The 23,816-nt window shown below is 37.5% G+C and carries 24 protein-coding genes; 12 read left to right on the top strand and 12 right to left on the bottom strand.

Going from position 1 to position 23,816, the window contains the following annotated elements:
- Positions 1-71: 71 nt before the first annotated feature.
- Both ACG9ZL_RS02625 and ACG9ZL_RS02630 read left to right on the top strand, forming a co-directional pair.
- A complete protein-coding gene (locus ACG9ZL_RS02625) occupies positions 72-848 on the top strand; it encodes a class I SAM-dependent methyltransferase (RefSeq protein WP_336952246.1) in 777 nt (258 codons plus the stop codon).
- A gap of 29 nt (positions 849-877) precedes the next feature.
- On the top strand, positions 878-1,435 hold the full coding sequence (locus ACG9ZL_RS02630) for a hypothetical protein (protein WP_336952248.1): 558 nt from the start codon (positions 878-880) through the stop codon (positions 1,433-1,435).
- Positions 1,436-1,516: 81 nt separating this feature from the next.
- Here the strand turns inward: ACG9ZL_RS02630 and ACG9ZL_RS02635 are convergent, their stop codons facing one another.
- Complete coding sequence (locus ACG9ZL_RS02635; RefSeq protein ID WP_336952249.1) at positions 1,517-1,924, bottom strand: protease inhibitor I42 family protein; 408 nt, start codon at positions 1,922-1,924, stop codon at positions 1,517-1,519.
- A gap of 78 nt (positions 1,925-2,002) precedes the next feature.
- Positions 2,003-2,593, bottom strand: coding sequence for a hypothetical protein (locus tag ACG9ZL_RS02640; RefSeq protein WP_419358966.1), 591 nt, complete (start codon positions 2,591-2,593; stop codon positions 2,003-2,005).
- 182 nt (positions 2,594-2,775) lie between these two features.
- Here ACG9ZL_RS02640 and ACG9ZL_RS02645 point away from each other — a divergent pair, with 182 nt between their 5' ends.
- A complete protein-coding gene (locus tag ACG9ZL_RS02645) occupies positions 2,776-3,399 on the top strand; it encodes a class I SAM-dependent methyltransferase (RefSeq protein WP_336952251.1) in 624 nt (207 codons plus the stop codon).
- A 446-nt stretch (positions 3,400-3,845) separates the two neighbouring features.
- Here ACG9ZL_RS02645 and ACG9ZL_RS02650 read toward each other — a convergent pair whose 3' ends face one another.
- On the bottom strand, positions 3,846-4,313 hold the full coding sequence (locus ACG9ZL_RS02650; RefSeq protein WP_336952252.1) for a Holliday junction resolvase-like protein: 468 nt from the start codon (positions 4,311-4,313) through the stop codon (positions 3,846-3,848).
- A 129-nt stretch (positions 4,314-4,442) separates the two neighbouring features.
- Between ACG9ZL_RS02650 and ACG9ZL_RS02655 the strand changes: the two genes are divergently transcribed.
- From ACG9ZL_RS02655 to sodC, 3 genes are all read left to right on the top strand, one after another.
- The gene (locus tag ACG9ZL_RS02655; RefSeq protein WP_336952253.1) at positions 4,443-5,087 is read left to right on the top strand and encodes a ParA family protein; all 645 of its coding nucleotides are present in this window, start codon (positions 4,443-4,445) and stop codon (positions 5,085-5,087) included.
- Between the two features lie 100 nt (positions 5,088-5,187).
- The gene (locus ACG9ZL_RS02660; RefSeq protein WP_336952254.1) at positions 5,188-6,306 is read left to right on the top strand and encodes an AI-2E family transporter; all 1,119 of its coding nucleotides are present in this window, start codon (positions 5,188-5,190) and stop codon (positions 6,304-6,306) included.
- A gap of 276 nt (positions 6,307-6,582) precedes the next feature.
- Complete coding sequence (sodC, locus tag ACG9ZL_RS02665; protein WP_336952255.1) at positions 6,583-7,137, top strand: superoxide dismutase [Cu-Zn] SodC; 555 nt, start codon at positions 6,583-6,585, stop codon at positions 7,135-7,137.
- A 45-nt stretch (positions 7,138-7,182) separates the two neighbouring features.
- Here the strand turns inward: sodC and ACG9ZL_RS02670 are convergent, their stop codons facing one another.
- Positions 7,183-8,406, bottom strand: coding sequence for a DUF2252 family protein (locus tag ACG9ZL_RS02670; RefSeq protein ID WP_336952256.1), 1,224 nt, complete (start codon positions 8,404-8,406; stop codon positions 7,183-7,185).
- A gap of 183 nt (positions 8,407-8,589) precedes the next feature.
- Between ACG9ZL_RS02670 and yccS the strand changes: the two genes are divergently transcribed.
- From yccS to ACG9ZL_RS02685, 3 genes are all read left to right on the top strand, one after another.
- Positions 8,590-10,740, top strand: a complete 2,151-nt coding sequence (gene yccS, locus ACG9ZL_RS02675; RefSeq protein ID WP_336952257.1) for a YccS family putative transporter — start codon at positions 8,590-8,592, stop codon at positions 10,738-10,740.
- A gap of 30 nt (positions 10,741-10,770) precedes the next feature.
- Positions 10,771-11,325: a hypothetical protein gene (locus ACG9ZL_RS02680; RefSeq protein WP_419358968.1), complete on the top strand. Its 555-nt coding sequence runs from the start codon at positions 10,771-10,773 to the stop codon at positions 11,323-11,325.
- Between the two features lie 165 nt (positions 11,326-11,490).
- The gene (locus ACG9ZL_RS02685; RefSeq protein ID WP_336952259.1) at positions 11,491-11,778 is read left to right on the top strand and encodes a DUF3817 domain-containing protein; all 288 of its coding nucleotides are present in this window, start codon (positions 11,491-11,493) and stop codon (positions 11,776-11,778) included.
- A gap of 62 nt (positions 11,779-11,840) precedes the next feature.
- Here ACG9ZL_RS02685 and craA read toward each other — a convergent pair whose 3' ends face one another.
- Positions 11,841-13,082: a chloramphenicol efflux MFS transporter CraA gene (gene craA, locus ACG9ZL_RS02690; RefSeq protein ID WP_419358969.1), complete on the bottom strand. Its 1,242-nt coding sequence runs from the start codon at positions 13,080-13,082 to the stop codon at positions 11,841-11,843.
- 347 nt (positions 13,083-13,429) lie between these two features.
- Between craA and ACG9ZL_RS02695 the strand changes: the two genes are divergently transcribed.
- Positions 13,430-13,822, top strand: a complete 393-nt coding sequence (locus ACG9ZL_RS02695) for a hypothetical protein (RefSeq protein WP_419358971.1) — start codon at positions 13,430-13,432, stop codon at positions 13,820-13,822.
- A 34-nt stretch (positions 13,823-13,856) separates the two neighbouring features.
- Here ACG9ZL_RS02695 and ACG9ZL_RS02700 read toward each other — a convergent pair whose 3' ends face one another.
- From ACG9ZL_RS02700 to ACG9ZL_RS02725, 6 genes are all read right to left on the bottom strand, one after another.
- Complete coding sequence (locus ACG9ZL_RS02700) at positions 13,857-14,738, bottom strand: pirin family protein (protein WP_419359057.1); 882 nt, start codon at positions 14,736-14,738, stop codon at positions 13,857-13,859.
- A 31-nt stretch (positions 14,739-14,769) separates the two neighbouring features.
- A complete protein-coding gene (locus ACG9ZL_RS02705; protein WP_336952263.1) occupies positions 14,770-15,534 on the bottom strand; it encodes a nucleotidyltransferase domain-containing protein in 765 nt (254 codons plus the stop codon).
- Positions 15,535-16,304: 770 nt separating this feature from the next.
- A complete protein-coding gene (gene ddlA / locus ACG9ZL_RS02710; protein ID WP_419358973.1) occupies positions 16,305-17,402 on the bottom strand; it encodes a D-alanine--D-alanine ligase in 1,098 nt (365 codons plus the stop codon).
- Between the two features lie 57 nt (positions 17,403-17,459).
- Positions 17,460-17,831, bottom strand: coding sequence for a hypothetical protein (locus ACG9ZL_RS02715; protein WP_004818679.1), 372 nt, complete (start codon positions 17,829-17,831; stop codon positions 17,460-17,462).
- A gap of 77 nt (positions 17,832-17,908) precedes the next feature.
- Positions 17,909-18,724: a DMP19 family protein gene (locus ACG9ZL_RS02720; protein WP_419358974.1), complete on the bottom strand. Its 816-nt coding sequence runs from the start codon at positions 18,722-18,724 to the stop codon at positions 17,909-17,911.
- Between the two features lie 152 nt (positions 18,725-18,876).
- Positions 18,877-20,286, bottom strand: a complete 1,410-nt coding sequence (locus tag ACG9ZL_RS02725) for a D-2-hydroxyglutarate dehydrogenase (protein ID WP_336952266.1) — start codon at positions 20,284-20,286, stop codon at positions 18,877-18,879.
- 373 nt (positions 20,287-20,659) lie between these two features.
- Between ACG9ZL_RS02725 and serA the strand changes: the two genes are divergently transcribed.
- Together serA and ACG9ZL_RS02735 are read left to right on the top strand one after the other, a co-directional pair.
- A complete protein-coding gene (gene serA / locus ACG9ZL_RS02730) occupies positions 20,660-21,892 on the top strand; it encodes a phosphoglycerate dehydrogenase (protein ID WP_336952267.1) in 1,233 nt (410 codons plus the stop codon).
- A 281-nt stretch (positions 21,893-22,173) separates the two neighbouring features.
- Positions 22,174-23,046 (top strand): EamA family transporter, encoded by an 873-nt coding sequence (locus ACG9ZL_RS02735; RefSeq protein ID WP_419358976.1) that lies wholly within the window; start codon positions 22,174-22,176, stop codon positions 23,044-23,046.
- A 41-nt stretch (positions 23,047-23,087) separates the two neighbouring features.
- On the opposite strand, the gene ACG9ZL_RS02740 is transcribed toward ACG9ZL_RS02735, so the two are convergent.
- The gene (locus ACG9ZL_RS02740; RefSeq protein ID WP_419358978.1) at positions 23,088-23,807 is read right to left on the bottom strand and encodes a metallophosphoesterase; all 720 of its coding nucleotides are present in this window, start codon (positions 23,805-23,807) and stop codon (positions 23,088-23,090) included.
- Positions 23,808-23,816: the final 9 nt, after the last annotated feature.

A 23,816-nucleotide genomic window follows, 5' to 3' on the forward strand; every position in this document is an offset into this window, starting at 1 on the left:
TAGGCACTTGCCTATTGATTGCATCAAGTGTCATATTTTATAGAGTCTAGTCAGATAAAAAAGCGCAAAATATGACACATTCCTTACATCCTGCTGCTCAAAAAGGCTTCAGTACTGCTGCAGAACTTTATCAACAAGTCAGACCCAATTACCCACAAGATGTGGTCAAATGGTTAAAAGAAGATTTAGCCCTTGGCTCAGATTCAAGTGTTGTTGACTTAGGCGCAGGTACTGGAAAATTTCTCCCTTACCTCAAACAAGCAACGACCAATATTATTGCTGTCGAGCCCGTCACAGAAATGTTGGAACAATTGAAAATAGTACATCCTGATGTGCAAACGCTTCAAGCAAAGAGTGATCAAATTCCGTTAAAATCTGAAAGTATTGATGCTGTTTTGTGCGCGCAGTCATTTCACTGGTTTGCCAATATTGAAACTTTGAATGAAATTCACCATATTTTAAAACAGAATGGTCATCTTGGTTTGGTCTGGAACCAGCGTGATGAGACGATAGACTGGGTTAAAGCATTGGCAGATTTGCTCGCAACAATCGAAGATGACACGCCACGTTACCATAGTGGCCAGTGGAAATTGGTGTTTGAAAATCAATTTTTATTCCAACTTGAAACAGCCAAAGTCTTTTCACAAGTACAAACTGGAACCGTAGAAAATGTAGTGAGCAAGCGATTATTATCCACCAGTTTTATTGCTGCGATGTCTAAACAAGAACAACTCAAGCTAAAACACAAATTCGAACATATTGTCTTGGAATATACGGGTAAACATGCGCAAGATGAAATAGACTTCCCTTACGTTACCTATGTTTATAACTTTAGGAAACTGCGCTAATCGAAACGCTTTAATGAGGAATGTTTATCATGAATTTAATACTTCGCCCTTTACTCCTTTCAGGTTTACTCACATCAGTCGTTTTCATGGCAGCATGTTCTCCTAAAGATAGCCCACAGCAGAATAATTCATCTGAACCCAAAGATGCCTCTCAAGAGATCATGGATCAATTGAAAACCAAACCGATTAAAACCTTTCCAAGTACACCAGACGATGCTCACGATATTGCATTGCTTGAAGAATATGATCAAAAATTTACTGAAAATAATAATGCTTTAGAAGCTGATCTTAAAAAACGTGCTTCTGATGGAAGCCTTACTGAAGAAATAGATCGTCAGCTTAAACGTGATGGTATTGAATCTGCACTGAATATGCTCAAAGAGCTGGATCTAAAAACCGAACAAGGACGCTATATTCAAGGGTTACGCTATCAATATTGGGAAAATCAAGCCAAAGTCTATGATGAGAAAAAGCAATCTGCAGATGGGGAACTGAAAAATCCAAGTGATGCAGTCAAAGGTATGGGAGAAATGTTAAGTGCTGATGAGCAACTTGATCATTGGAAACAATTGACCGATAAAAGATAAAAAAACAAATGCTTTAATCTGCTCTTGTGCGCTAACAGATCGCACAAAAGCAGAAACGCTGATCAAGATTAAAACTCAATGCTAAGAAACTCGAATGCGACAACGCCATTGTTGATCAGGTTGTTTTGAAGACTCCCATGAACGAATATGCACCAATTCAATATAGTCTTGTCCTGGTTTTTCAGCTTTAAACCGGAAAGTTTTGGTTCCACCTACACCCACTGCCCCCTCTTCACTGTCATTTTGCAAATAGGTTTCTTCTGTTTTAAAAATTTTAAGTGGTTGTAATAACTGCCATTGATAACCTGTGCTAGGATTTTCAGGTGCATTGAAAACAAGTACCTCACCTACTTTCATATCCATCAAAGTTGGGCACTTTTGTTTCAATGTATACTCATGTGTTTTACCTTCCACTGTAGGACTTGAACTTTGACAAGCGACTAAGCCCAAACTGCAAAACAACAAAGTAAAACCCACTAAACCTTTCATTTATCACACTCTTTATGATCAAATTGGCTAAAATTATAGCAAACCTTATCATCTTCTCTGATGTGGCTCAATTTGAATTTAGATATTTTGCTTTTCCAACCACTGAATAGAATTTACACGAATCAGTTTACACGCCCCATCCCCCACACCATTCCAATCTAAAGCAGATTTCCACACCAAATCTTTATCATTCACTTGGACCAAATCGCCTGTTAAGCGAACGAGATCCCCGCGCTTTACCTGTTTGATTTGCTGAGCAATTTTAGGATTAGCCGGGATAATATGCATGTTACTGACTAATTGAGTTGCTAATTGAGCTGGAATGGGTGGTCGAGCCATTTTCCAATTTAAGAAACGGTCATATTGATTGATTGAAATCTGGCGGGCAATTTCAGGTTCAGTAAATAAACCACGAGTTACCGCATAATCAATTGGAGAAAATTTTGCTTGCTCATCATCTTTATATTCTTTTGAACCGAGAATCCGAAACTCCCCATGAAAGGGTTCTAAAACAGAAATTTTCTGATGTTGATCTATTGGCGCCAAACCATTGGCAATATTAAATGCTGGGTTACTTGTTGAAACTTTATAGGAATCAGTAGATTGAAAAGCATATACCTGAAAAGCACTCAGTGCCATCAACGCTGCACAGATTAACTTTTTACTCATAATATGCTCCTCAAACCACAGTTAAAATTGTACAAAATCTATAATCCTAGTATTAATATAAAAACTTAAAATAAAAATCGAGTTTCGGTAACAAAATACAGAGATTTCGTCCTATTTTTGTCTTATATTCAAAGTATGCTTTGGTTAGAATTTAGCTTATACCCATCTAATTGCATAAAATTATGATTTATAGATTTTACCAACAACGTATCTTCCCGCATTTACTCAATCAAGTGATGCAAACACCCAGCATGATGGATGGACGTGCAGAATTACTTGGAAAAGTTCGAGGTGAAGTCTTAGAAATCGGTTTTGGCACAGGTTTAAACCTGCCATTTTACCAAGAGGTTGATCAAGTTTATGCACTTGAGCCAAACCGCGATGTATACCAACTTGCTCAGAAACGGGTATTTGATGCACCCTTTCATGTACAACATATTCAAGCCAGTGCCGAAAAGTTACCTTTTGCAGATAATTCAGTCGAGAATATCGTCAGTACATGGACTATGTGCAGTATTGCCAATTTAGATAAAGCCATTCAAGAAATTCATCGGGTTTTAAAACCTCAAGGTACACTACATCTAATTGAACACGTTCAATATCATGACAATAGCACCCTAAAAAAATTGCAAGATATTTTAACCCCTATACAAAAGATTATTGCCGATGGTTGCCACTTAAACCGTAATATTGAACTTGAACTTTTAAATGCCAATTTTAAGTTTTCTGAAAAATATTATTTTGATGCTGAAGATCTGCCAAAAATTGGACGGCGTATGTTTATGGCCAGAGCACACAAGCTCTAAGCTTTCGTGGTTTAATAGAATAGATAAATTTAATAGAAAATTTGAGATAGTCAAACCACCTCATTATTCAGACAAGTGATTTTCATCAAGTTATTGATCATCAATGAAGCTTATGTTTTTGTATGAACTTTTAAAGGTTTTTAGCAATGAATAAGTTTTTGTATTTTTGAATCCTAGATAGTTATCCTACCCTACTGGGACGACAGAGATGTCGCCGTTGAGCGGGGTTACAGGACATACACCTCGCCCAATGAACAAAAACAAAGCACGGTTTTTTAGCGCAAGGTTTGGTATCCCTTACGAAAAGTGAGGCATCACCTACGCCAAGATACTTTAACTTTGATTGTAAAGTATGGCATTGCAAGCCTTTTTATAATCAAATAATTTATTTTTTCCATACAATTGCTTTAATCCAAAAGCTGCACACTCAATTACACTTTTATCCTCTAATCTTGAAAATCAATCCGAATCGTTTCAAAGCGTACTCGCCCATCATGAATTGCTTGAGCAATCGCTTGCTGTCCTTTAGTCAAACGTGCCCCACCACTCTTAATATCAATCAACACCACTTCAATATCCTCTGCCAAACCTTCACCATCTCGAAAATCGGTATAACCATCAAACACGACATAATCAATAGGATCACCTAAGAACTTGGCATCACTGGGTAAATAACGAAACTCAGGCATGATTGGTGCAAGTTGTTCCGCCATTTTGCCTTTCAGCACAGCACGACTGGTATTTACACTACGCTTTTGCGCGCTTGCTAAAGCCTGCTGATGCTCTAACTCCAACTCAGCAATATACTGTTCGTACTCTGCTTTTATTTTGCCATTACGCGTACTTGATAACACGATTGTGGTTAAAACGATGCCAATACACGCACCAATTAACATCGCCATCCAGATGGACATGCTTTTTCCTTTAACTCGATATCTTGCACAATGTAAACAACTACTAAAGTTTTGTCATGTATAACCTATATGCTAAAAATTAATGCTAAAGTAAGGTGAAGGTTAGCTTACAGACTTAATTGATCAATCATGAAAACAATACTTGTTGCAAATTTAAAAGGCGGTTGTGGGAAAACAATTACAGCAATAACATTAGCGACAGCGCTTGCACAAAAAGGCTATAAAGTGGCCTTGGCTGATGCAGATGGACAAAAATCTGCACTGCAATGGTTAAAGCAACGCCCTAACACTGCAGCAACAATTCAAAGTCTGGATTGGCGTCATGAAAAATCAATTGGTGATGCACCTAAAAACCTAGATTATTTAGTGATTGATGCACCAGGTGCCTTAACTGGTGAACATGCAGAACAACTGATTAGTGAGTGCCATGCTGTAGTCACTCCGCTACAACCTTCTTTTTTTGATATCGACAGTACTCGACGTTTCCTTAAACACATCCAAGACATTAAAAAAATTCGTAAAGGCAAAGTTTCTGTATATCTGGTTGCCAACCGAATGAAAGCCAACAGCTCTAGCTCGAAAGATATTCAGCAATTCTTTGATAAAATCGAACAAAAACCTGTTGCATGGATATCCGAACGTACTGCCTATAGCCAATTGGCGATGCAAGGTTTAAACGTTTTTGATAAAACCCAAAAGAACTTTTTAACCATTCAAGAACAATGGCAACCCTTACTTGATGCTTTAATAGACGATCCAAGCGATTGGTTCTAAAACCAATTCAATAAAGATCAGATAAAGTAGGGTTAAAATTTGCCACACTTTATTTTTCAGTTAATATTGAGTCAATCACTCACAATTTTTAGAGTAATTCGTGCAAGATTTCACTTCGAACTTACAACGTATCTTATTGTTTGGATTATTGTTTATCCTTATTTTTCTAGGTTACGATATTCTCAAATACTTCATTGTACCTGTGTTATGGGCCTGTATTATTGCCTATATGACTTGGCCAATGTACAAACGCATCTTAAGAATGTTTGGTTCGAATCGACCTACCCTCAGTGCATCACTCATGATTACGCTGGTGGTTTTGGTGGTTGGAATTCCACTGACTTTTGCCATTTTTATTTTACAACATGAAGGACGAAATCTTTATTTCGACCTCCAACGCCAATTATCTTCAGGTCATTTGACTGTTCCAGACTTTATCCGTGAACTCCCCATCATCGGCAAAGAAGTTAGCCGTACTGTACGTGAAATTAATGCTGATCCTACCAGCCTTTCACAAACCATTGGTCTTTGGATTCAAGGCCATATGAACTATGGTAAATTCGTCTTGAACGAAATTACCAAAAATCTGGTTAAGCTAGGTTTTGCAATCATGTCTTTATTCTTCTTCTACCGAGATGGTCAAACCATTTTGGAGCAAGTCAGTAAAGCCTTACAAATGTTAATTGGTCCACGTATTCACCATTATCTTGATACCATTTCTGAGACGACTCGGGCTGTGGTTTATGGTGTTGGTTTAACTGCCGTTGCTCAAGCATTTCTTGCTGGTGTGAGTTATTTTGTTGCAGGTGTACCCAATCCAATGGTCCTTACCATTGTGACGTTCTTGATGGCACTGATTCCATTCGGCCCTCCTGTTGCTTATGGTGCAGTTTCATTATGGCTTTTCTCACAAGGTCAAACCATGGAAGCAATTGGTGTAATGGCTTGGGGTGTTTGTATTGTCAGTACTGCTGATAATGTGATTCGACCTTTGGTTATTTCAGGTGCAACCAAGATTCCGTTCTTGTTGATCATGTTTGGTGTACTTGGTGGATTAGCAAGTTTTGGACTGGTTGGACTGTTTATTGGCCCTGTCATTCTTGCAATTCTCTTGGCAATTTGGCGTGAGTGGTTACATGAAACTACTGAATCAGAGAGCCTCATGCCTGATGCAACAATGGCTTATGACATTGATGAGGATAAACCCACCAAATCCTAAGCTGAATGCCAGCAAGTAAACGTTAAAATGCAATAGTTATAACCACTATATTCGCCAATAAGCATGAGTTGGCGAATATATCTTGTATAGCTATCTTTAATATCGCAGATATACTACGTAATGATTTTCTTCATTTATTTTAATCAACATAATCAATACCAATCAAACTCTCTGTTAAATAAATTCATACAATCAGACATTTAATTCACATTGTTTATCCTGTTGGGCTTTGTTTGAATAGTTACTAATCATAATCAAATACTTTGGATGCGTTCAATGACATCTACTTTTTTTAAAACTTCTATACTTTGTACATGTATCACCCTATTTACAGCAGCATGTAGTACAACAACGGTCAACCCTAAGCTTAAAACACCATTACAAACAGTAGATATTCATGCTGTATCTGCACAAGGCATTGGTTCAAAAATTGGTACAGTGAGCTTGCAAGACTCTCCAAATGGTTTAACAATCAACACTCAACTTAGCCACTTACCTTCGGGTTATCATGGTTTTCATATTCATGAAAAAGGTTCATGTGCACCTGCTGAAAAGGATGGAAAAATGGGCGCTGCTTTAGCTGCGGGTGGGCATTTCAATCCTCAAAAAACTGGTCATGGCACCCCGAATGATGGACATATGGGGGATTTACCTGTACTGAATGTAGATTCCAATGGAAATGCAAAAACAACCTTAATTGCGCCACGTTTAAAATTGGCAGATATTCAAGGCTTAGCCATCATGATTCATGCAGGCGGGGATAACTATTCAGATCATCCAAAACCCCTTGGTGGTGGTGGAGATCGTATAGCATGTGGTGTGATTCAATAATTTGATCATAAATTGTGGATAAGTCTGCTCTTATCCACATCTTTTTTATTTCAGATGTGAAAGCGCATAACGACGGCAATGTTCCAAATAACCAGCCTCATGTACACTCATCAATTCAACAATACTCCGCCATAGCCAAAATGGTGCCTCGATGGTTTTTGATTGATTGCGTTTTAACTCTTTTATCCAAGCATTGCGTACTGGATCATCCATCTGTCGAGCATGTGCACGACCAACCACAAAAGCCAAATAGAAAGCCAAGTCTTTGGCTTCAACTTCATTGACCCCTTCTATTTCGAGTTTTAAATCTTGTGGCAATAACTCTCGAATAAAAATCGAAGTATCTAAAAACTTACTTGCTCGCATCCGCTCCCCTAAAAATGGTGATAAGTGTCTTGCACCTTCAACAATTCTTGCTGCATTGTCTTTTGGCATCGGTGTATTTGAATAACGTGGTGCAAGTGCTGTTGTGGCTTCTTTCAGATCCATTAAACATAGGCCTTTCCCATCTCTGACAATATGATTGGATGAATCCATCAGTACGATATAGCGCAATAGGCCTAAAGAACTGCACCCTTTAACCCAATATGCTGAATCGATGACTTTCAATTGAGCGGATTGATCACGCTGGCCAATCATTGTGACCAAGTCCTGAATATCAGGCTGATTAAAAACACTGTGGATTTCGAGATGTTCTTTTTTCAATAGGGGCCAAAATCGTTTCCCCAAGATGATTTCTGGCTTTAAAGCTTCTAAACGCTCTCTTGCTAAATTTTTCCAGGTTCGCTTCAGTGCTTTCTGCATTGCACTATGCACAAGGACAGGTCGCTGTAATTTACCAATCCCCTGACCATTGTGTGCTAAGGCATAAACATAACCCGCGTAAAGCGCTTCAATCATCTGTGCGGTAACGACCCCAGGTAAATCAGAGCTACGTACAGCCGTCGCTAAGGATAGTCCTAAGCGGATAACATCATTGGCTGGATTACCAATCACGGTTTGATCTAAATCACGAATCTCAATATCAATTTTACCCTCTGCATTGGCTACAGGACCCAAATTACCGGTATGGCAGTCCCCACAAATCCAAATCGCTGGTCCTTGTGGTATCGAACTTATTTCCGCTTGCTTTAACCAATCATAATATTTGGCAGTATTGCCTCGTACATAGGCATGGATGGAACCTGCCATTTTTAAATTACGACGTTCTGTTAATTCAGCATTGCGGTAACGCGGTTGTTTTATTTCAGTGTTTTGCTTTCTTGGCATTTTTACTATTTTAAGTACTTGATCACTTATTCTGAGTTTTTTTAAGCGTTTAAGTAAGGGCTCAACTGTATATAAAATGTTGAATATTACCGTTTCTTTTTTACATTTCTACATGCAATAAATCATATCGCCTTATCAGAAACGAGTAAAATATTGAAACGTCCAAGCCACTGAATAGACACTGTGAATAGCTATCAGCAAATCTTTCAAAATATAAAATCAAATTCGACTTTGATTTATTGCATACAGATTTTGATTGTTTTAACTGGAACAACGCTTGGCCTGTATTTTCTAGGTTATGATCAACTTATTGTACCGATTACACTTGGCGCAATTGCAACAGCACTCACTGATTTTGATGACCGACTCAGTATTCGGTTAAGAAATCTAGGCTTGGTCTGTGTGCTGTTTTTTACTGTCAGCAGTATTTTAGATTTTTTACATTCCTATAAGCTTTTATTTTTAATTTACTTGTCGCTTTCCAGTGGGGCTTTTATCTTAATGGGTGCCTTAGGGCAACGCTATGCCACCATTTCATTTGGTACTGTGCTCTTGTCAATTTATACCATGTTTGGCTTAGGTGAATATTCTGAGTGGTATCAACAACCCAGTTATTTTGTCATGGGTACATTATGGTATGGCTTGACCTCTATTATTTTCTACTTGCTAAAACCGACACAGGCTGTACAAGACAACCTCTCTAATAGTTTCAATCTTCTTTCCGAGCTTTTGACATCAAAAGCAAAACTATTTGATCCTGATAATGTCGACAATATTGAACAGCTTTTATTTGACCTATCTTTGCAAAACAGCCAGTTGGTGCAAAACTTAAATTTAACCAAAGCCTCATTACTCACCCGATTAAAAGCCTCTCGTGCAAATAAAAACACCATCTACTGGCTCAACTTATATTTTTTGGCCCAAGATATTCATGAGCAAGTTACTTCCAATTATTTGCACTATGAAAAGATCCAACAGAACTTTAGCCGCACAGATTTAATTTATCGCATTCAAAAAAATGTCCGCTTACAAGCGCGCAATTGCCAACAACTTGCTGAGGCAATTTTAAAGCGTCAAATCTTTCAAACGCATCCTGACAATAGTATTGCTTTAGCACATTTAGAAAACTCAATGCTGGAATGGATTCAACAAAATCCACATAATTTAGAAGTAAAAAACTTACTGTTGGTGTTAAAAAATCTCAAAAATGTGCAAGATCAATTTATTAATCTGAGTATTGAACAAAGTAATTATCAGCAAAGTTATAGCCACCATCGAGATAATCTAAATTTATTGGATGATGATATCCATGATCTACCAGACCTTTGGCTCAAGATTAAACAACATTTAACCCCAAATTCTGCATTGTTTCGCCATGCGGTGCGAATCTCATTTGTGTTTGCTGTCGGGTACACAATTTCCTTACTACCCTTCGCAAAAAATGGCTATTGGATTCTACTCACGAGTTTATTTGTCTGCCAGATCAGTTATTTTGCCACCAAAAGTCGTTTAAAACTGCGCACTTTAGGAACTGTATTAGGCGTACTTTTAGGTATTCCCATTTTATATTTTATACCTAGTATAGAAGGACAGTTACTTCTCACTATTATTTTTGGGGTATCCTTTTTCTACTTACGTTCAAAAAAATATGCCATGGCGACTTTAATGGCAACCCTAATGGTTTTGTTGATCTTTAATTTAAAAGGTGCAGGCTATACCATTATTTTACCACGTATTATCGATACTATTTTGGGATGTGTAATCGCATGGTTTGCGGTCAGTTTTATTTGGCCAGACTGGAACTTCCGTGATATTTCCAACAATATTCGTAAAAGCAGCAAAGCAACATTAGACTATTTCGATGCGGTTGTTGAGCAATATCAACAAGGCCGAACCAATAGTATTGATTATCGTAAAGCACGCCGAGCTGCACATAATGCACAGATTGAATTATCCACGATGATTTCCAGTTTAAGTGCTGAACCCAATCCAAATCAGGATTTAATTCACAATGCATTTAGATATTTGGTCTATAGCCATAGCCAGCTCAGTTATGTTTCTGCTTTAGGCAGTCATCGTGAACATGTGCATGATCAGCAGATTTTAGATTTGATGTTGTGGTGTAAAGACACGTTAAATGATGTTTTGCTTAACCAATCCGCTGTAAATGAAGCATTAATTGAAACAAAGCTCACTGAGATTCAGAACATCAATGATCAAGAAAATTTATCAGATAATTTACTTTTGGTGCTTAAACAAATCAGTTTATTATTGGAAACCTTACCTGAGTTGTTAAAACTAAAAACAACTTTACTTCGATTAGAAATTAAATAGCAAGAATCACAAAATATTTTGAGACATCACATGAAATTTAAAATTTTCCTAACGTTTTTATTTTCTGGATTGGCTATCGGTGCTATGCCCAATGCTTTTGCAGATTCTCAATTTAATCAAGACTTACAGCAATTTTTAGAGTGTAAAAAGACACTGAAAAATTATTATGACTTAGGTTTTGACTTTGAGGATGATTTGAAAAAGAATGGCTGGATCAAACAAGGTGAAGAATATAGCTATGTCAGTAAAGTCCCCATTACGGTATTCGGTCAATCTACAGATCAAATTAGCTTAGTTTCTGGTGGGATGCTGGCTGTTTTAAAAAATGCGAACACCCAAGTTCTCGCGAAAAAGTTTCAAATTTCTCAAAACCCTTTCTTTAAAGATATGCCTTATTTCTCAGGAGAGAAAATTGTAAAAACAGATCTTGAGACCAAAGAAATGGAAAAATCTTTGCGTAAACTGACTTTAGCTGAATCTAATCCAGTTGTAGATGAAGGTGAACATAAGACCTATATCGGTTGTGTTTATATCACTGAATTTGAACAGCAACGGCAGGATGCAGCAATCAAAGCATTACAATAATTTATCCTGAATATCGGAGCAAACTTTTGGGTCGGGAGGCTAAAATATTATTCTCCAGAATGATCATCAATTCATTTAAATGAATCAATTTTATTTACTCATTTTTTAAAATAGTTTAGATAATTCGGTTAGACTCAAGCTTCATTCTCATTTGATTAAGTGACCATGAATATCAAATCTTTACGTATTGTTGGTTTTCTCGAAGGCATCTCCTTTCTCCTTCTTCTCTTTATTGCTATGCCTTTAAAATATATTTGGGATACACCAATCTATGTAAAATATATTGGCATGGGGCATGGTGTGCTATTTCTTGCTTTTTTGGCAGTTTTATTGATGGTCTGTGGAAAACAGAAGTGGTCTATTAAGATATTTATTTTAGGTTTAATTGCTTCAATTTTACCTTTTGGACCTTTTGTTTTTGATCATAAATTAAAAGCATTACAACAGCCTTAACCTGTTTTATTTATGAAGCAAAGCTCCCTCTCCTTTTATAGGAGAGGGGAACTCAAGTGAGCTTAAAATTCACCATTTGCTTTACGTTGCAGCATAATTTTTTTCACTATTCTACGTGGAATAGTGAACCACAAAGTAATTAAAGCAAAGCATGACAACGCATAAGCCCAGAGATGGAACTGTTCATACAGAATTCGAATCAGTTCAATTACAAAAAAGAAAGTGAACATCATCAACACTGAAACAGCAGCAGCGACAGTCCCTTTAGAAACTTCGGATGACATTAACGCAAAACGATAAAGCACTGAAAAACTAATTCCTTCACCAAAACTGACTAAGGTCATCCCTAAAATAACGCAATAAAGAAAATATTCGCGCCAAATTATTCCTGCCACAACAATTGAGGTACCTAACAGCATCAAAGGTAAGCCAATCAAAACTGTTTTACCTAGCGGCAAACGATCAATCACTTTAATCAGTGCAATATTGCCAAGAATCAATCCACCCAATACAGGAAATTGTGCCAGTCCATATTGCATACTACTGAGTCCCAGTTCTTCAACCAACATCACAGGAGATAACGCAATCCATAGCATTAAAGGCATCGCCACCATCGGCAAACCGAGGGTCAGGCCCATGAAAGTCTTGTTTTTTAGGACTTGCATATAATCATCCCAAATATAACTCAAAGGCTTTTTGGGAATACTGGTAGTACGTGATGGCATTTTGGCTTTTAGACCAAACCAACTGAGAAAAGCTAAAAAAGCAATCGCAATAAATCCCCAATGCCATGACACATGATCAATCAGGAAAGCACCAATGACTGGGCCAATCAAAGGGGCAAGCAAAGAAATATTTGCCATCAGTGCCATGACTTTAATGGCATCACGCTCTTCAAAAGTTTCTTGAATCGCAGCATAACCTACCGCTGCGATCACAGATAAACCAAAACCTTGCAAGAATCTTAAAACAAGAAAACTTTCAATATTGTGGGTAAACAGAATTAATAAACAGGTGATAACAAAAAATGCAACACCTGACAATAAAACTTTCTTACGTCCTAAACGGTCAGACAAAGGTCCGAGTATCCCTGCGACGCATGCCCCGCCGAGGAGATAAAATGACATAGATGATGGTGCCCATGCACTACTCACACCAAATTCCTTGGTAATTGCGAGCATCGCAGGTTGGACCAAATCATTACCGATATAAACTGAAAATTCAAATAACACCAACGCCAATGGAAACATAAGCGTAGCGCGACTCAAACTTGCAGTTTGTTGTTTTTGCACTAAATTTTGCATTGTTTTCTACATATCATTATCGGCTTGCATCGCTCACACTACTTTTTTTAAAGATAAGTGTACGCCCAATGACAAGCACTGAAATATAAATATTAAATTGTGGAATTTACGTTGAATAAAGGCAGTTCAACACCGTATTCACAAGGTGTCTAATTCAATAGGTAAAGTAATTGCTGAAACTATATTTGTGAGATTTTTTAACTTGACCCGATCTATAAGAAAGCTCATAGAAGTACACACAGGGTAAAGTTTGGGTAGTCTAACACAGACAAATTTTCAGGGGAAGTTGAACATTTATTATTCTTCAGCTACTCTAAATACTGGTTAAGCTGATATAAATAATTTAAATGAAAAATAAAAATCCTGTATCACTGATCATTATTGGTCTGATTTTATTGTTGATTAGTGGAGGACTTTATTTTATAAGTTCTGCACCAAATATTAGCGCTGAAGATCAGGCTCGATGTGAGCAATTGGTTCAAAAGAAATATGTGGAAGATTCGAGCTCAGTGATTGAAAGCTGTAAAACAGATACAGGCTTTGTGGCCTTGATGGATGTTCAGGCCAATGGTACTGGGTCGGCTGAAGATACGGCAAAGGCAATTAGTTCAGCCAACCATAAAGAATTGGGTTTTGGTATATTTGGCAAGTTCTTGATGGGATTATGCGTAGGTGTCGGGATTGCGATGCTAATCAAAGGCTTGATTGCGCTCAAAAACAAACAACAATCGATAAATTAGCTATCAAAGCAAATTATAATTCACATAGTTTGCTTTATTCATCATGTAGCACTTTTGATTTGATAAATGTGCCACGTTTAATATCATCATATGCTTCAAGAATTTCAGCGTAGCTATTCATCACAAAAGGGCCATGACCGTTGATGGGTTCTTGAAGTGGTTTGCCTGTCAGCAGCAGCAATTTACACTGTTGCAATGCCGTAATTTCTAAGTCTTGTTCTAAGCTCGACATGACGGCAAGCCCTTGCTCTTCAAAAATCTCATCTTCAGCTTGAAACAATGCCTTGCCGGTTCGTAAATAAACCAGTGTGGTTTCCCCTGCGCCAGCAGGCAATCTCACCTTATGCCCTGCTTGGATTTCAATATCTAAAACATGAAGTGGCGAATGCGTTTTTGCTGGCCCTTGTTGTCCTTGATAATGCCCAGCAATCACCCGTACCGTTCCAGCGCTATTCGGAAGTTCAATCACTGGAATATTTGCTTTTCGTAAACTCTGATAACGTGGTGGGTTCATTTTATCTTTAGCTGGTAAATTCACCCACAGTTGCACCATTTCAAAATAGCCACCCGTTTTTGAAAATATCTCACTAAAGACCTCTTTGTGTTCTACACCGGAAGCTGCGGTCATCCATTGCACATCACCCGTTGAAACAATACCACCACCACCCGATGAATCACGGTGTTCTAATTCACCAGCAAAAATCAGGGTAACCGTTTCAAAACCACGATGAGGATGCTCACTCACCCCTTTGCGTAAATTGGTCGGTTTTAAAACACCAGGTCCTAAATGATCCAGTAACAGAAAGGGAGAAACCGTATTGCCTAATTCATAGTGCGAAAATACAGAAAGTACAGGATAAAAATCTCCTATCGCAAATCGGGTGTCATTACGATGAATAAAGGCAAGGGTTTTCATAGTGTCACTATTCTCTGATTGAGTAAAAGCATTAGCCATAAAAATGTTGTTTTAAATTAAAGCTATATTCGGTGAGATATTGCTTTAATTTTTCAATATCATTAGTAGGTTCAATCGTTCTTAGATTAAGGACTTCAATTTTATCTTCTAACAGTTTTAAGATCTGTGCTTGTTCAGCGACAGGTAATTGTGCCTTTTCTTTTTGCTGTTTTTTGATTTCTAAATAATCTTCTGCCCAATGACGTAATGGATCATGGGAGTCGATTTGATCAAACAATTGCGTAATCTGGAGTTCAGGCATAATTTGCTGTGTTGCCAACTCTGCTGACATCAGACCACGAATAGAATAAAACACTTTTTTATAGGTAAAGTTATCTGCAGTTTGCATGACATGCATACCACCTTTAGCCAGCGACAAGTAATGATAATACAGAGCTTTATAGTCTATTCGTTCAAGTAAGCCATCTCTAAAAATTTCCCATTCAGGAAATTGATTGAAATAGACAATATGTGCACGTACCCACTCTAAAACAGTCGGATTACTTTTTGCCAAAAGTCCAAACATTTTATTTAAGTCGAATGAAACGAAATCAAAGTCGCCATCCATGATCTCGATTAAATCACGGTGTTGGCGATAATCGTAATATTGTGCCTTGGAGGGTAGATGAAAACCACGCACATCGTAATCACTGTCTGGACTTGCCATGCCCCATAAACGACTACCGCTTTCGATATAAAACAGTGGATGTTCATCTCGGTTTTGGAATAAGTTTTGAATTTCTTGTTGGATGTTCATTGTGTTCACATTTTGGGTAAATCTATAGGTTTTATAACATCAATTTCAGTGCTTTTTAAATTTTCTTTGAATTCAAGATCGACTCCCCTTTATTTTTAATTTAAAAGTTTTATCAATAATCGCTTTAATTCATCATGATACTTACCAGCATAATTTGCTTTATGTTGGATATATAGCCAAGCCTCCTAATTATTCATACAAGTGATTTACATCAAGCCATTGATCATAAATAAAGCTTATTTTTTGTATGAACTTTTAGAAACTGTTGGTTATCAATTCATTTTTTGTACTTTTAAACCCTAGATGATTGTCCTACCGTGGGGCGACATGGATGTCGCCGTTGGGCGGGGGTAACTGGACGTACCCCTCGCCCAACATGAGCAAAAACAAAGCAGGGCTTTGTTTGCAGCGCAAGGTTTGGTATCACCTACGAAAAGTGAGGCATCGCCTATGCAATGGTATTTAAACTTTGAATATAGGGTGTGGCATTGCAAGCTTTTTTATAATCAAACAATTGATTTTTACATGTGATTGATTTAATTAAAAATATCAATCAAGAGAAGTTATATTCTTGTGTATGAGTTTTTTGACAGATTGACTATCATTCAACTTCTTGTATCAGTCAAAAATGCGAAGGATCAAAACCATTACCTACAATTAAAATATTCATTTATTGTGATTTGCCAAATAAAAAACGTACCAAATCTGATACGTTTTTATCCAGCATTTCTATCTATTTTCAATAAGAAATATAAAATAGCCAAAGATAATTATCCTTTAGCTACAAATTTTGAATTTCTTAATACATTTTCATGACGCTCTAATGCTAATTCTATGAGTTGAGTAATTAATTCAGAATAAGTGATTCCACTTACCTCCCAAAGCTTTGGATACATACTGTTATTAGTAAAGCCAGGTAAAGTATTTACCTCATTTAGTAAAACATCGCCATGCTCAGTCAAGAAAAAATCGACACGTGCAAGTCCCAAACAACCTAAAACTTTAAAAGCTTTAATCGAAATCTCACGAATCTTATTACTTTCCTCTTCTGAAATTGAAGCAGGAATCACCACTTCAGAAGATTGATTATCTATATATTTTGCTTCATAAGAATAAAAGCTAGACTTTACAACCACTTCACCACAAACACTGGCTTTGGGATTGTAATTACCCAAAACACCGCATTCAATTTCACGACCTTTAATAAACTTTTCAATCAATACTTTGCTGTCATATTGAAATGCGATTTCTAAAGCAACAATAAACTCTTGTTCGTTTTCAACTTTACTGACACCCACTGAAGAACCTTGATTCGCAGGTTTCACAAAGACTGGAAGTCCTAAAGTATTTTGAACCTCATGGAAACTCACTGCGTCTGGCTGGTAAGCATGAACAGTTAAAAATGGTGCAACCGCAATCCCAGATCCTTGTAACAAACGCTTGGTGACATCTTTATCCATACAAATTGCAGAACTTAAAACATCTGAACCAACAAAAGGTAGATCTAAAATTTTAAGCATGCCTTGTAATGCACCATCCTCGCCTAAAGTCCCATGAATGATAGGAAAAATAACATCTATGGGTGGTAATCCTTGTGCATTTTCAATTTCAAAGATTTGAGATTGTTTTGACTGCAAATAATCATCATGTTCACGAGGGGCGAGAGAAATTAATTTAGGATCGTGGCCATATTCTAAATAATGAGTAACATCCAAAATACGCCAAGCACCATCTTGGTCTATTCCAATCAAACTAAGATCAAACTTTTGCAGATCTATTGCATCCACGATATTTTGTGCTGATTGTAGTGACACACGATGTTCTGATGATTTTCCACCAAAAATTATTCCAACTCTAGTTTTTGCCATTTTTGTTTGTACCCTGATTTTAATCTTCCAAATCTTTAAATCCCGATAAATAATTGATCAAGGACATTTTGCCTTCTGGAAGGTCTTGGTGTTCTTACCACGATAACACTGATATTCCTTCTGCATATCTATACGTTTCCACTGACCATCAATATTTTTAAAGCTATATACGCTACGAATAGAACGTACTGAATCATCCATCAAACCCGTTTCAGTCAACTTCACTTCTGCAACAGTAGGTGATTCCACACTATTAAAATATTGGCGCAACTCAACAGTCGCGAGATCCTTACGTAAATCAGGACGTTCATTTAAAACCTGACTTAATGGGGTCTCTGAACCACCCACTTTATTCATTAAATTTTGTGTTGTTGCACAGCCAGATAAAGTCACTAAACAAAATACTGAAATTAAACTCAAACGATTCATTCTGATCACCCTAAAACTAAAAGCATAGCCTAATGATGCTATGCTTTTTAAACGTACACTATTTAAAAACTGTGTCTTTATGACTCAGCTGCAATATGGCTAACATCGAGCACTATGATTTGTTGATCATTTTCATCAAACATCAAGGCTTGATTACCTAGATCCAGCATATAAAAATGCCCTACATTGGTTAGAAAATGCCAAGCAACAATCTCTTGCCCATTATACTCATGTGATGGATCACCAATGGTAATACGATCTAGTTCCTGACCTGCTTGCTGGCATAAGGCTTGAATAATTTTAAAATAACGGGGGCTGTTTTCAGCTGCCTGCTGTTTACGTTGTTCTAAATTTGGAATTTTAGCTGTAACTTGCTCGATAATCGCCAAGATTTGATCTTCATCGACAACCTGTAGCTTTGGATGCTGTTTTAACCATCGACTATTGATTTCAATCAAATCTTCACTATCATTCAATGCATAAAATTGGTCATCAAAAGCATTGAGAATATCTCGCTGCTCATTTTCTCCAAAGTATTCACCCTCTAAGAACTGTTCTAATTGCTCATCCGTAAATTGATCAATTAAATCCGCACTTTGCTCAAAGAGAGCCGAATGCCCAGTCGCATTCATGGCTTTTAATCCTTCACGAACATGTTTCACCATGAACGCATCCCAACCTGTGTTATAAACAAATTGTGAAAAACCACCATTATTCACTTGAGCAAGATAGTAATCGACAAAATAACTATATAAAGCCTCTGCGGATACTTCATCATATTCAACATAATGTTCAAATAAGCCATTTAAGGTATCAATATTGGACATAATCACATCATAGTGATCATCACTATCTAAACTTTGTTTAGAAATTAAAATCTTATCAATGAGCATAGTTTTCAGTTTCTTATCAATATTTAAGCGCAATCAACATAACAAATTTTCGGCAACAAATGGCGACAAGCATGTAACTTTATTTTATCTTTTGTTTGGCAATAAAAAAGCGCTTCTCTCGAAGCGCTTGTACAAGCGAGCTATTTAAATCATTACAGATCAAATAACTTACCTGGGTTCATGATGCCATTTGGATCAAACACTTTCTTCAAGGCTTTCATATATTCAATTTCTTCAGCAGTCCGCGTGTAATCCAGATAAGGCTTTTTGGTCATGCCTACGCCATGCTCTGCAGAAATTGAACCGTCATATTTCTTCACAGTTTCAAATACATACTTATTTACTACCTGACATTTGGCAAAGAATTCATCTTTAGATAAATTCACAGGTTTTAGAATATTTAAGTGCAGATTTCCATCCCCAATATGGCCGAACCAGCAGATTTCGAAATCAGGATAATTTTCAGCGACAATCGTATCAATTTCCTTAATAAAAGCAGGAACATGTGTAATCAATACTGAAATATCATTTTTATATGGGGTAAATGGTGCAATCGTTTCAGAAATATCTTCACGTAAACGCCATAAGCTTTGAACTTGTTCAAGATTTTGGCTCATCACCCCATCAAGCACCCAACCTTGTTCCATACAATGCTCGAAAATTTCCATCGCAGCATCCATAATCGGCTCATATGGTGCTTCGAATTCAAGTAAAACGTAGAATGGACATTCTGTTTCAAATGGACGTTGCACATGACCACGATCCAAAACTTTTTTCATCGCAAGTTCACCAAAGAACTCAAAAGCAGTTAAATCAATTTTGCTTTGAAATGCGTGCAATACTGGCATGATTGCATCAAAATCAGGAACTCCCAATACCATCACTTGTAGATCATGTGGTTGACGTTCAAGTTTAATTTCAGCTTCGGTCACTAAACCTAAAGTCCCTTCACTACCAATAAATAAATGTTGCATTGCATAACCTGTAGCATTTTTAATCATGCCTTTGTTTAAACGCAATACATCACCTTTACCCGTCACCACAGTCAGACCAAGTATCCAATTACGAGTCATGCCATATTTGATGACTTTAATCCCGCCGGCATTGGTTCCAATGTTACCACCCAATTGTGATGAGCCCGCAGAAGCGAAATCAACGGGATAATACATCCCTTGTTCTTCTGCATAGTTCTGCAACTGTTCCGTCACCACACCCGCCTGAATACGCACCATACGATCAGCTGGATAAAATTCTAAAATTTGGTTCATTTTGTCGAAACTCACGACAATTTCACCATTGGCAGCAACAGCACCTGCCGATAAACCTGTACGTCCACCCGATGGAGTAATCGCAACATTAAATTGATTAGCCAATTGAACAATAGCTTGCACTTGTTCTGTGCTCGATGGAAAAACGATGACCGATGGCTGAGGATCAAAATGCTTAGTATGGTCTTTGCCCCAATTTTCTAAGCTGTCAGCATCGGTTTTAATCCGGTTTTCACCGACGATTTGCGTCAATTGGGTCAATAATTCAGGTGCTATCGTTACTGGAGCATTCATCGTTTTGCGGACCTAGCAAGAAGTAAATAAGTGGTTGTCGTACTATAACATTCGAGATTTTAAATCAGTCTGTGAAAATTTTTCAGCATTTTTTTACAGCTGAAATCGTCAATTTTACTGATTTTAGCAGTATTTTACCTAGATGACTGCTGAGGATAAAGCACAGATTTGATTCACATTATCCACACTTTGTGTATAAAGTGGCTGCAAGCACTATAAAAATCAATGCATTAGCATTTCATTTAATTTTTGAATAATGCTTATCAGAAATCGTAGATAAAATATCCACTGTCCTGTCACAATCAAAATATCTATAGAACAAGGTCTATGGTATCATATTGCGACTAAATTTGGCCTTTGTAGCGGAGCCGTAATGAGCCAACATCTTTCACTACCTAAAGATAAAATTCGTTTCTTGTTGTTAGAAGGCGTTCATCAAAACGCAATCGACACGTTAAATGCTGCCGGATATACCAATATCGATTCCCGTAAAACTGCGCTTGAGGGTGAAGCGTTGCAAGAAGCGGTTAAAGATGCACACTTCATTGGTATTCGTTCCCGTACACAATTAACTGAAGAAGTCTTTGCAGCTGCGAATAAATTGATCGCAGTGGGTTGTTTCTGTATTGGAACAAACCAAGTGAATTTAAATGCAGCCATGATTCGTGGTATTCCTGTATTTAACGCACCATACTCAAACACTCGTTCAGTTGCTGAATTGGTTCTTGCAGAATCTATTCTTTTACTTCGTGGTGTGCCTGCTAAATCTGCTTCAACTCACCGTGGTGGTTGGAACAAGTCTGCTGTAGGTTCATTTGAAACGCGTGGTAAAACTTTAGGTATCGTGGGTTATGGCTCTATTGGCTCTCAACTTTCAGTTTTAGCTGAAAGCATGGGTATGCACGTCATTTATTATGATGCAGTGACTAAGCTTCCTATGGGTAATGCACGTCAAGTCGGTTCTTTAGATGAACTCCTTGCAAATGCAGATGTTGTTACACTGCATGTACCCGATGTTCCTTCAACACGTAACTTCTTTGCAAAAGCTCAATTTGCGAAAATGAAAGAAGGTTCAATCTTCATCAATGCTGCACGTGGTACATGTGTAGTTATTGAAGATTTAGCAGATGCAATTAAATCTGGCCATATTGCTGGTGCGGCTGTTGATGTGTTCCCGAAAGAGCCTAAAGCCAATGGTGAAGAGTTTGTTTCTCCACTTCGTGGTCTAGACAATGTGATTTTAACACCTCACGTTGGTGGTTCAACCATGGAAGCGCAAGCTAACATCGGTCTAGAAGTTGCTGAAAAATTTGTTGCTTATTCAGATAAAGGTATGACTTTATCTGCAGTAAACTTCCCTGAAATCGCACTTCCATTAACTGAAGGTAAACACCGTTTACTGCACATTCATAAAAACGTGCCAGGCGTGTTATCTAAAATTAACAACCTGTTTGCTGAACACGGCATCAACATTTCTGGTCAGTCATTAATGACTAAAGGTGATGTGGGTTACTTGGTGATGGATGTAGACGCAACTGCATCTCAAGAAGCGCTTGATACACTTCAGGAAGTTGAAGGCACAATCCGCGTTCGCGTATTGTTCTAAGACGACGAAAGCTAGAAAACCACAGGTATTTGCCTGTGGTTTTTTTATTGGGCTTATAAATCTGGTTGAGGTCTTTCTCTTTCAAATGACTTCTTTCGTTAGTTAAATGATTTGATCAATAAACTATTTAGCATCTTCTCTCCCTCTACTCTACAAAGACAGTGTACTATCTAGAACTCAATAGGCTTTCAAATTACATTACTTTTTCATATAAATTGTTTTAAATAAGAAGTCTATTGCAGATATTTTCCGCCAAGTCCTGAGTCTAAATTCTAGAAAGAATGCCAAATTTTAAAAATGCACCACACCTTCAAGCTATAGTTTTATTGTTCATTGCCATGATCAGTATGCAAAGTAGTGGTGCATTAGCAAAAACATTATTTGATCAATTTCCAGTAATAACCATTTCCGCTATGCGTTTATTACTCGGCTCATTGATTTTAGCCGTGATTTTTAAAATTTGGCAGGTCAATTTTAAACAGGTGAAATGGTCATCCATCATCAGTTATGGTATTGCCCTTGCAGGAATGAATGCTTTATTTTACTTATCGATTCATCGTATTCCGCTCGGAATCGCCGTAGCGTTTGAATTTATTGGCCCGCTCAGTGTGGCTCTATTTCATGCACGGCAAAAATTCGATTTTATTTGGGTCGGACTTGCGATACTTGGACTAGTTTTACTGTTTCCATTTGATCAGGCAAAGCAAACTCTCGATCCTATTGGCATTGCCTTTGCCTTAGCTGCTGGCACTTGCTGGGCGCTGTATATTATTGCAGGTCAACGACCTTCAGGAGTTTCTGGAAACCATACCGTATGCTTGGGGATGTTTGTAGGTATGTTGTGTTTAATGCCAATTGCCTTATTTTCAGGGATGCCTTTAAAAGTTTTTGAACCTTCAAATTTAATTTATTTTATTGCGTTGGCGATCTTAGCAAGTGCATTGCCGTTTTCATTGGAAATGATTGCATTAAGAAATTTATCTGCTTTAAGCTTTGGCACGTTAATGAGCCTAGAACCTGCAATTGCAGCATTTTCAGGATTTATTTTCTTAAATGAACAATTATTATGGACACAATGGTTAGCCTTAGCCACTATCATTAGTGCATCGATTGGTTGCACCGTAACCGCACAAAAAGCACGGGATATAGAATAAACCATGCCAAAAATTGAAATAAATGATGGATGAGTGTTAACTCATGATTTGAGCACAAAGACTTGGTTTTCTATTGGCACATTTTGATCTATTTCAACAAGCGTTAATTCACTTCCAAAACAAGCACCTGTATCTAAAAAATAGCAATTATGCTTCTTGGTGACAAAATCAACTACTGTATGCCCTAGAAAAACCTGTTCCACACCAACAACAGTTGAATAACGCATAAAGCGTTTATTTTTAATTCGCCCTCTGCCCCATAAAGCCAACTCTCTACTTTTAGACCGTGTTGCAACTTTAAATGCATCCCAATCATTTACATCAATATCCGCATGCACAAAACCATATTTCTTATTTTTATAAATGACTTCTAACAGTATGGGTAAAGTGTTTAATTGATCTATGACTTGTTGTTGCTGTTCTGAACTTAATGCATAAAACCATTTTCCACCATGATGCGTATGCATATCTTTCATCATTGGATCGATCTGCGACAGTAAGCACATTTCTTCATGATTACCTAAAATGGCTTTAAACCAAGGCTCAGTAATCAGTTGCAGACATTGCAAACTGTCAGGACCTCGATCAACAAGATCCCCCACAGCAATCAATAGATCTTTTTGAAAATCAAATTGAATTCGTTCAAGCTGTTGCATCAACATATCATAACAACCATGTAGGTCTCCCACCACAAACAAGCGCCCTGTGTGATGGGTATAGGTTTCAACATGAGATAGGTTGTGTTGCGATAACTCAGACATAGATTGATC

The sequence above is a fragment of the Acinetobacter legionensis genome, assembly GCF_048551735.1.
Classification (GTDB): domain Bacteria; phylum Pseudomonadota; class Gammaproteobacteria; order Pseudomonadales; family Moraxellaceae; genus Acinetobacter.

Coding starts and splice junctions, on each gene's coding strand:
- ACG9ZL_RS02625 (WP_336952246.1), top strand. CDS start 72: ATGACACATTCCTTACATCCTGCTGCTCAAAAAGGCTTCAGTACTGCT.
- ACG9ZL_RS02630 (WP_336952248.1), top strand. CDS start 878: ATGAATTTAATACTTCGCCCTTTACTCCTTTCAGGTTTACTCACATCA.
- ACG9ZL_RS02635 (WP_336952249.1), bottom strand. CDS start 1,924: ATGAAAGGTTTAGTGGGTTTTACTTTGTTGTTTTGCAGTTTGGGCTTA.
- ACG9ZL_RS02640 (WP_419358966.1), bottom strand. CDS start 2,593: ATGAGTAAAAAGTTAATCTGTGCAGCGTTGATGGCACTGAGTGCTTTT.
- ACG9ZL_RS02645 (WP_336952251.1), top strand. CDS start 2,776: ATGATTTATAGATTTTACCAACAACGTATCTTCCCGCATTTACTCAAT.
- ACG9ZL_RS02650 (WP_336952252.1), bottom strand. CDS start 4,313: ATGTCCATCTGGATGGCGATGTTAATTGGTGCGTGTATTGGCATCGTT.
- ACG9ZL_RS02655 (WP_336952253.1), top strand. CDS start 4,443: ATGAAAACAATACTTGTTGCAAATTTAAAAGGCGGTTGTGGGAAAACA.
- sodC (WP_336952255.1), top strand. CDS start 6,583: ATGACATCTACTTTTTTTAAAACTTCTATACTTTGTACATGTATCACC.
- ACG9ZL_RS02670 (WP_336952256.1), bottom strand. CDS start 8,406: ATGCCAAGAAAGCAAAACACTGAAATAAAACAACCGCGTTACCGCAAT.
- ACG9ZL_RS02680 (WP_419358968.1), top strand. CDS start 10,771: ATGAAATTTAAAATTTTCCTAACGTTTTTATTTTCTGGATTGGCTATC.
- ACG9ZL_RS02685 (WP_336952259.1), top strand. CDS start 11,491: ATGAATATCAAATCTTTACGTATTGTTGGTTTTCTCGAAGGCATCTCC.
- craA (WP_419358969.1), bottom strand. CDS start 13,082: ATGCAAAATTTAGTGCAAAAACAACAAACTGCAAGTTTGAGTCGCGCT.
- ACG9ZL_RS02695 (WP_419358971.1), top strand. CDS start 13,430: ATGAAAAATAAAAATCCTGTATCACTGATCATTATTGGTCTGATTTTA.
- ACG9ZL_RS02700 (WP_419359057.1), bottom strand. CDS start 14,738: ATGAAAACCCTTGCCTTTATTCATCGTAATGACACCCGATTTGCGATA.
- ACG9ZL_RS02705 (WP_336952263.1), bottom strand. CDS start 15,534: ATGAACATCCAACAAGAAATTCAAAACTTATTCCAAAACCGAGATGAA.
- ddlA (WP_419358973.1), bottom strand. CDS start 17,402: ATGGCAAAAACTAGAGTTGGAATAATTTTTGGTGGAAAATCATCAGAA.
- ACG9ZL_RS02715 (WP_004818679.1), bottom strand. CDS start 17,831: ATGAATCGTTTGAGTTTAATTTCAGTATTTTGTTTAGTGACTTTATCT.
- ACG9ZL_RS02720 (WP_419358974.1), bottom strand. CDS start 18,724: ATGCTCATTGATAAGATTTTAATTTCTAAACAAAGTTTAGATAGTGAT.
- ACG9ZL_RS02725 (WP_336952266.1), bottom strand. CDS start 20,286: ATGAATGCTCCAGTAACGATAGCACCTGAATTATTGACCCAATTGACG.
- serA (WP_336952267.1), top strand. CDS start 20,660: ATGAGCCAACATCTTTCACTACCTAAAGATAAAATTCGTTTCTTGTTG.
- ACG9ZL_RS02735 (WP_419358976.1), top strand. CDS start 22,174: ATGCCAAATTTTAAAAATGCACCACACCTTCAAGCTATAGTTTTATTG.
- ACG9ZL_RS02740 (WP_419358978.1), bottom strand. CDS start 23,807: ATGTCTGAGTTATCGCAACACAACCTATCTCATGTTGAAACCTATACC.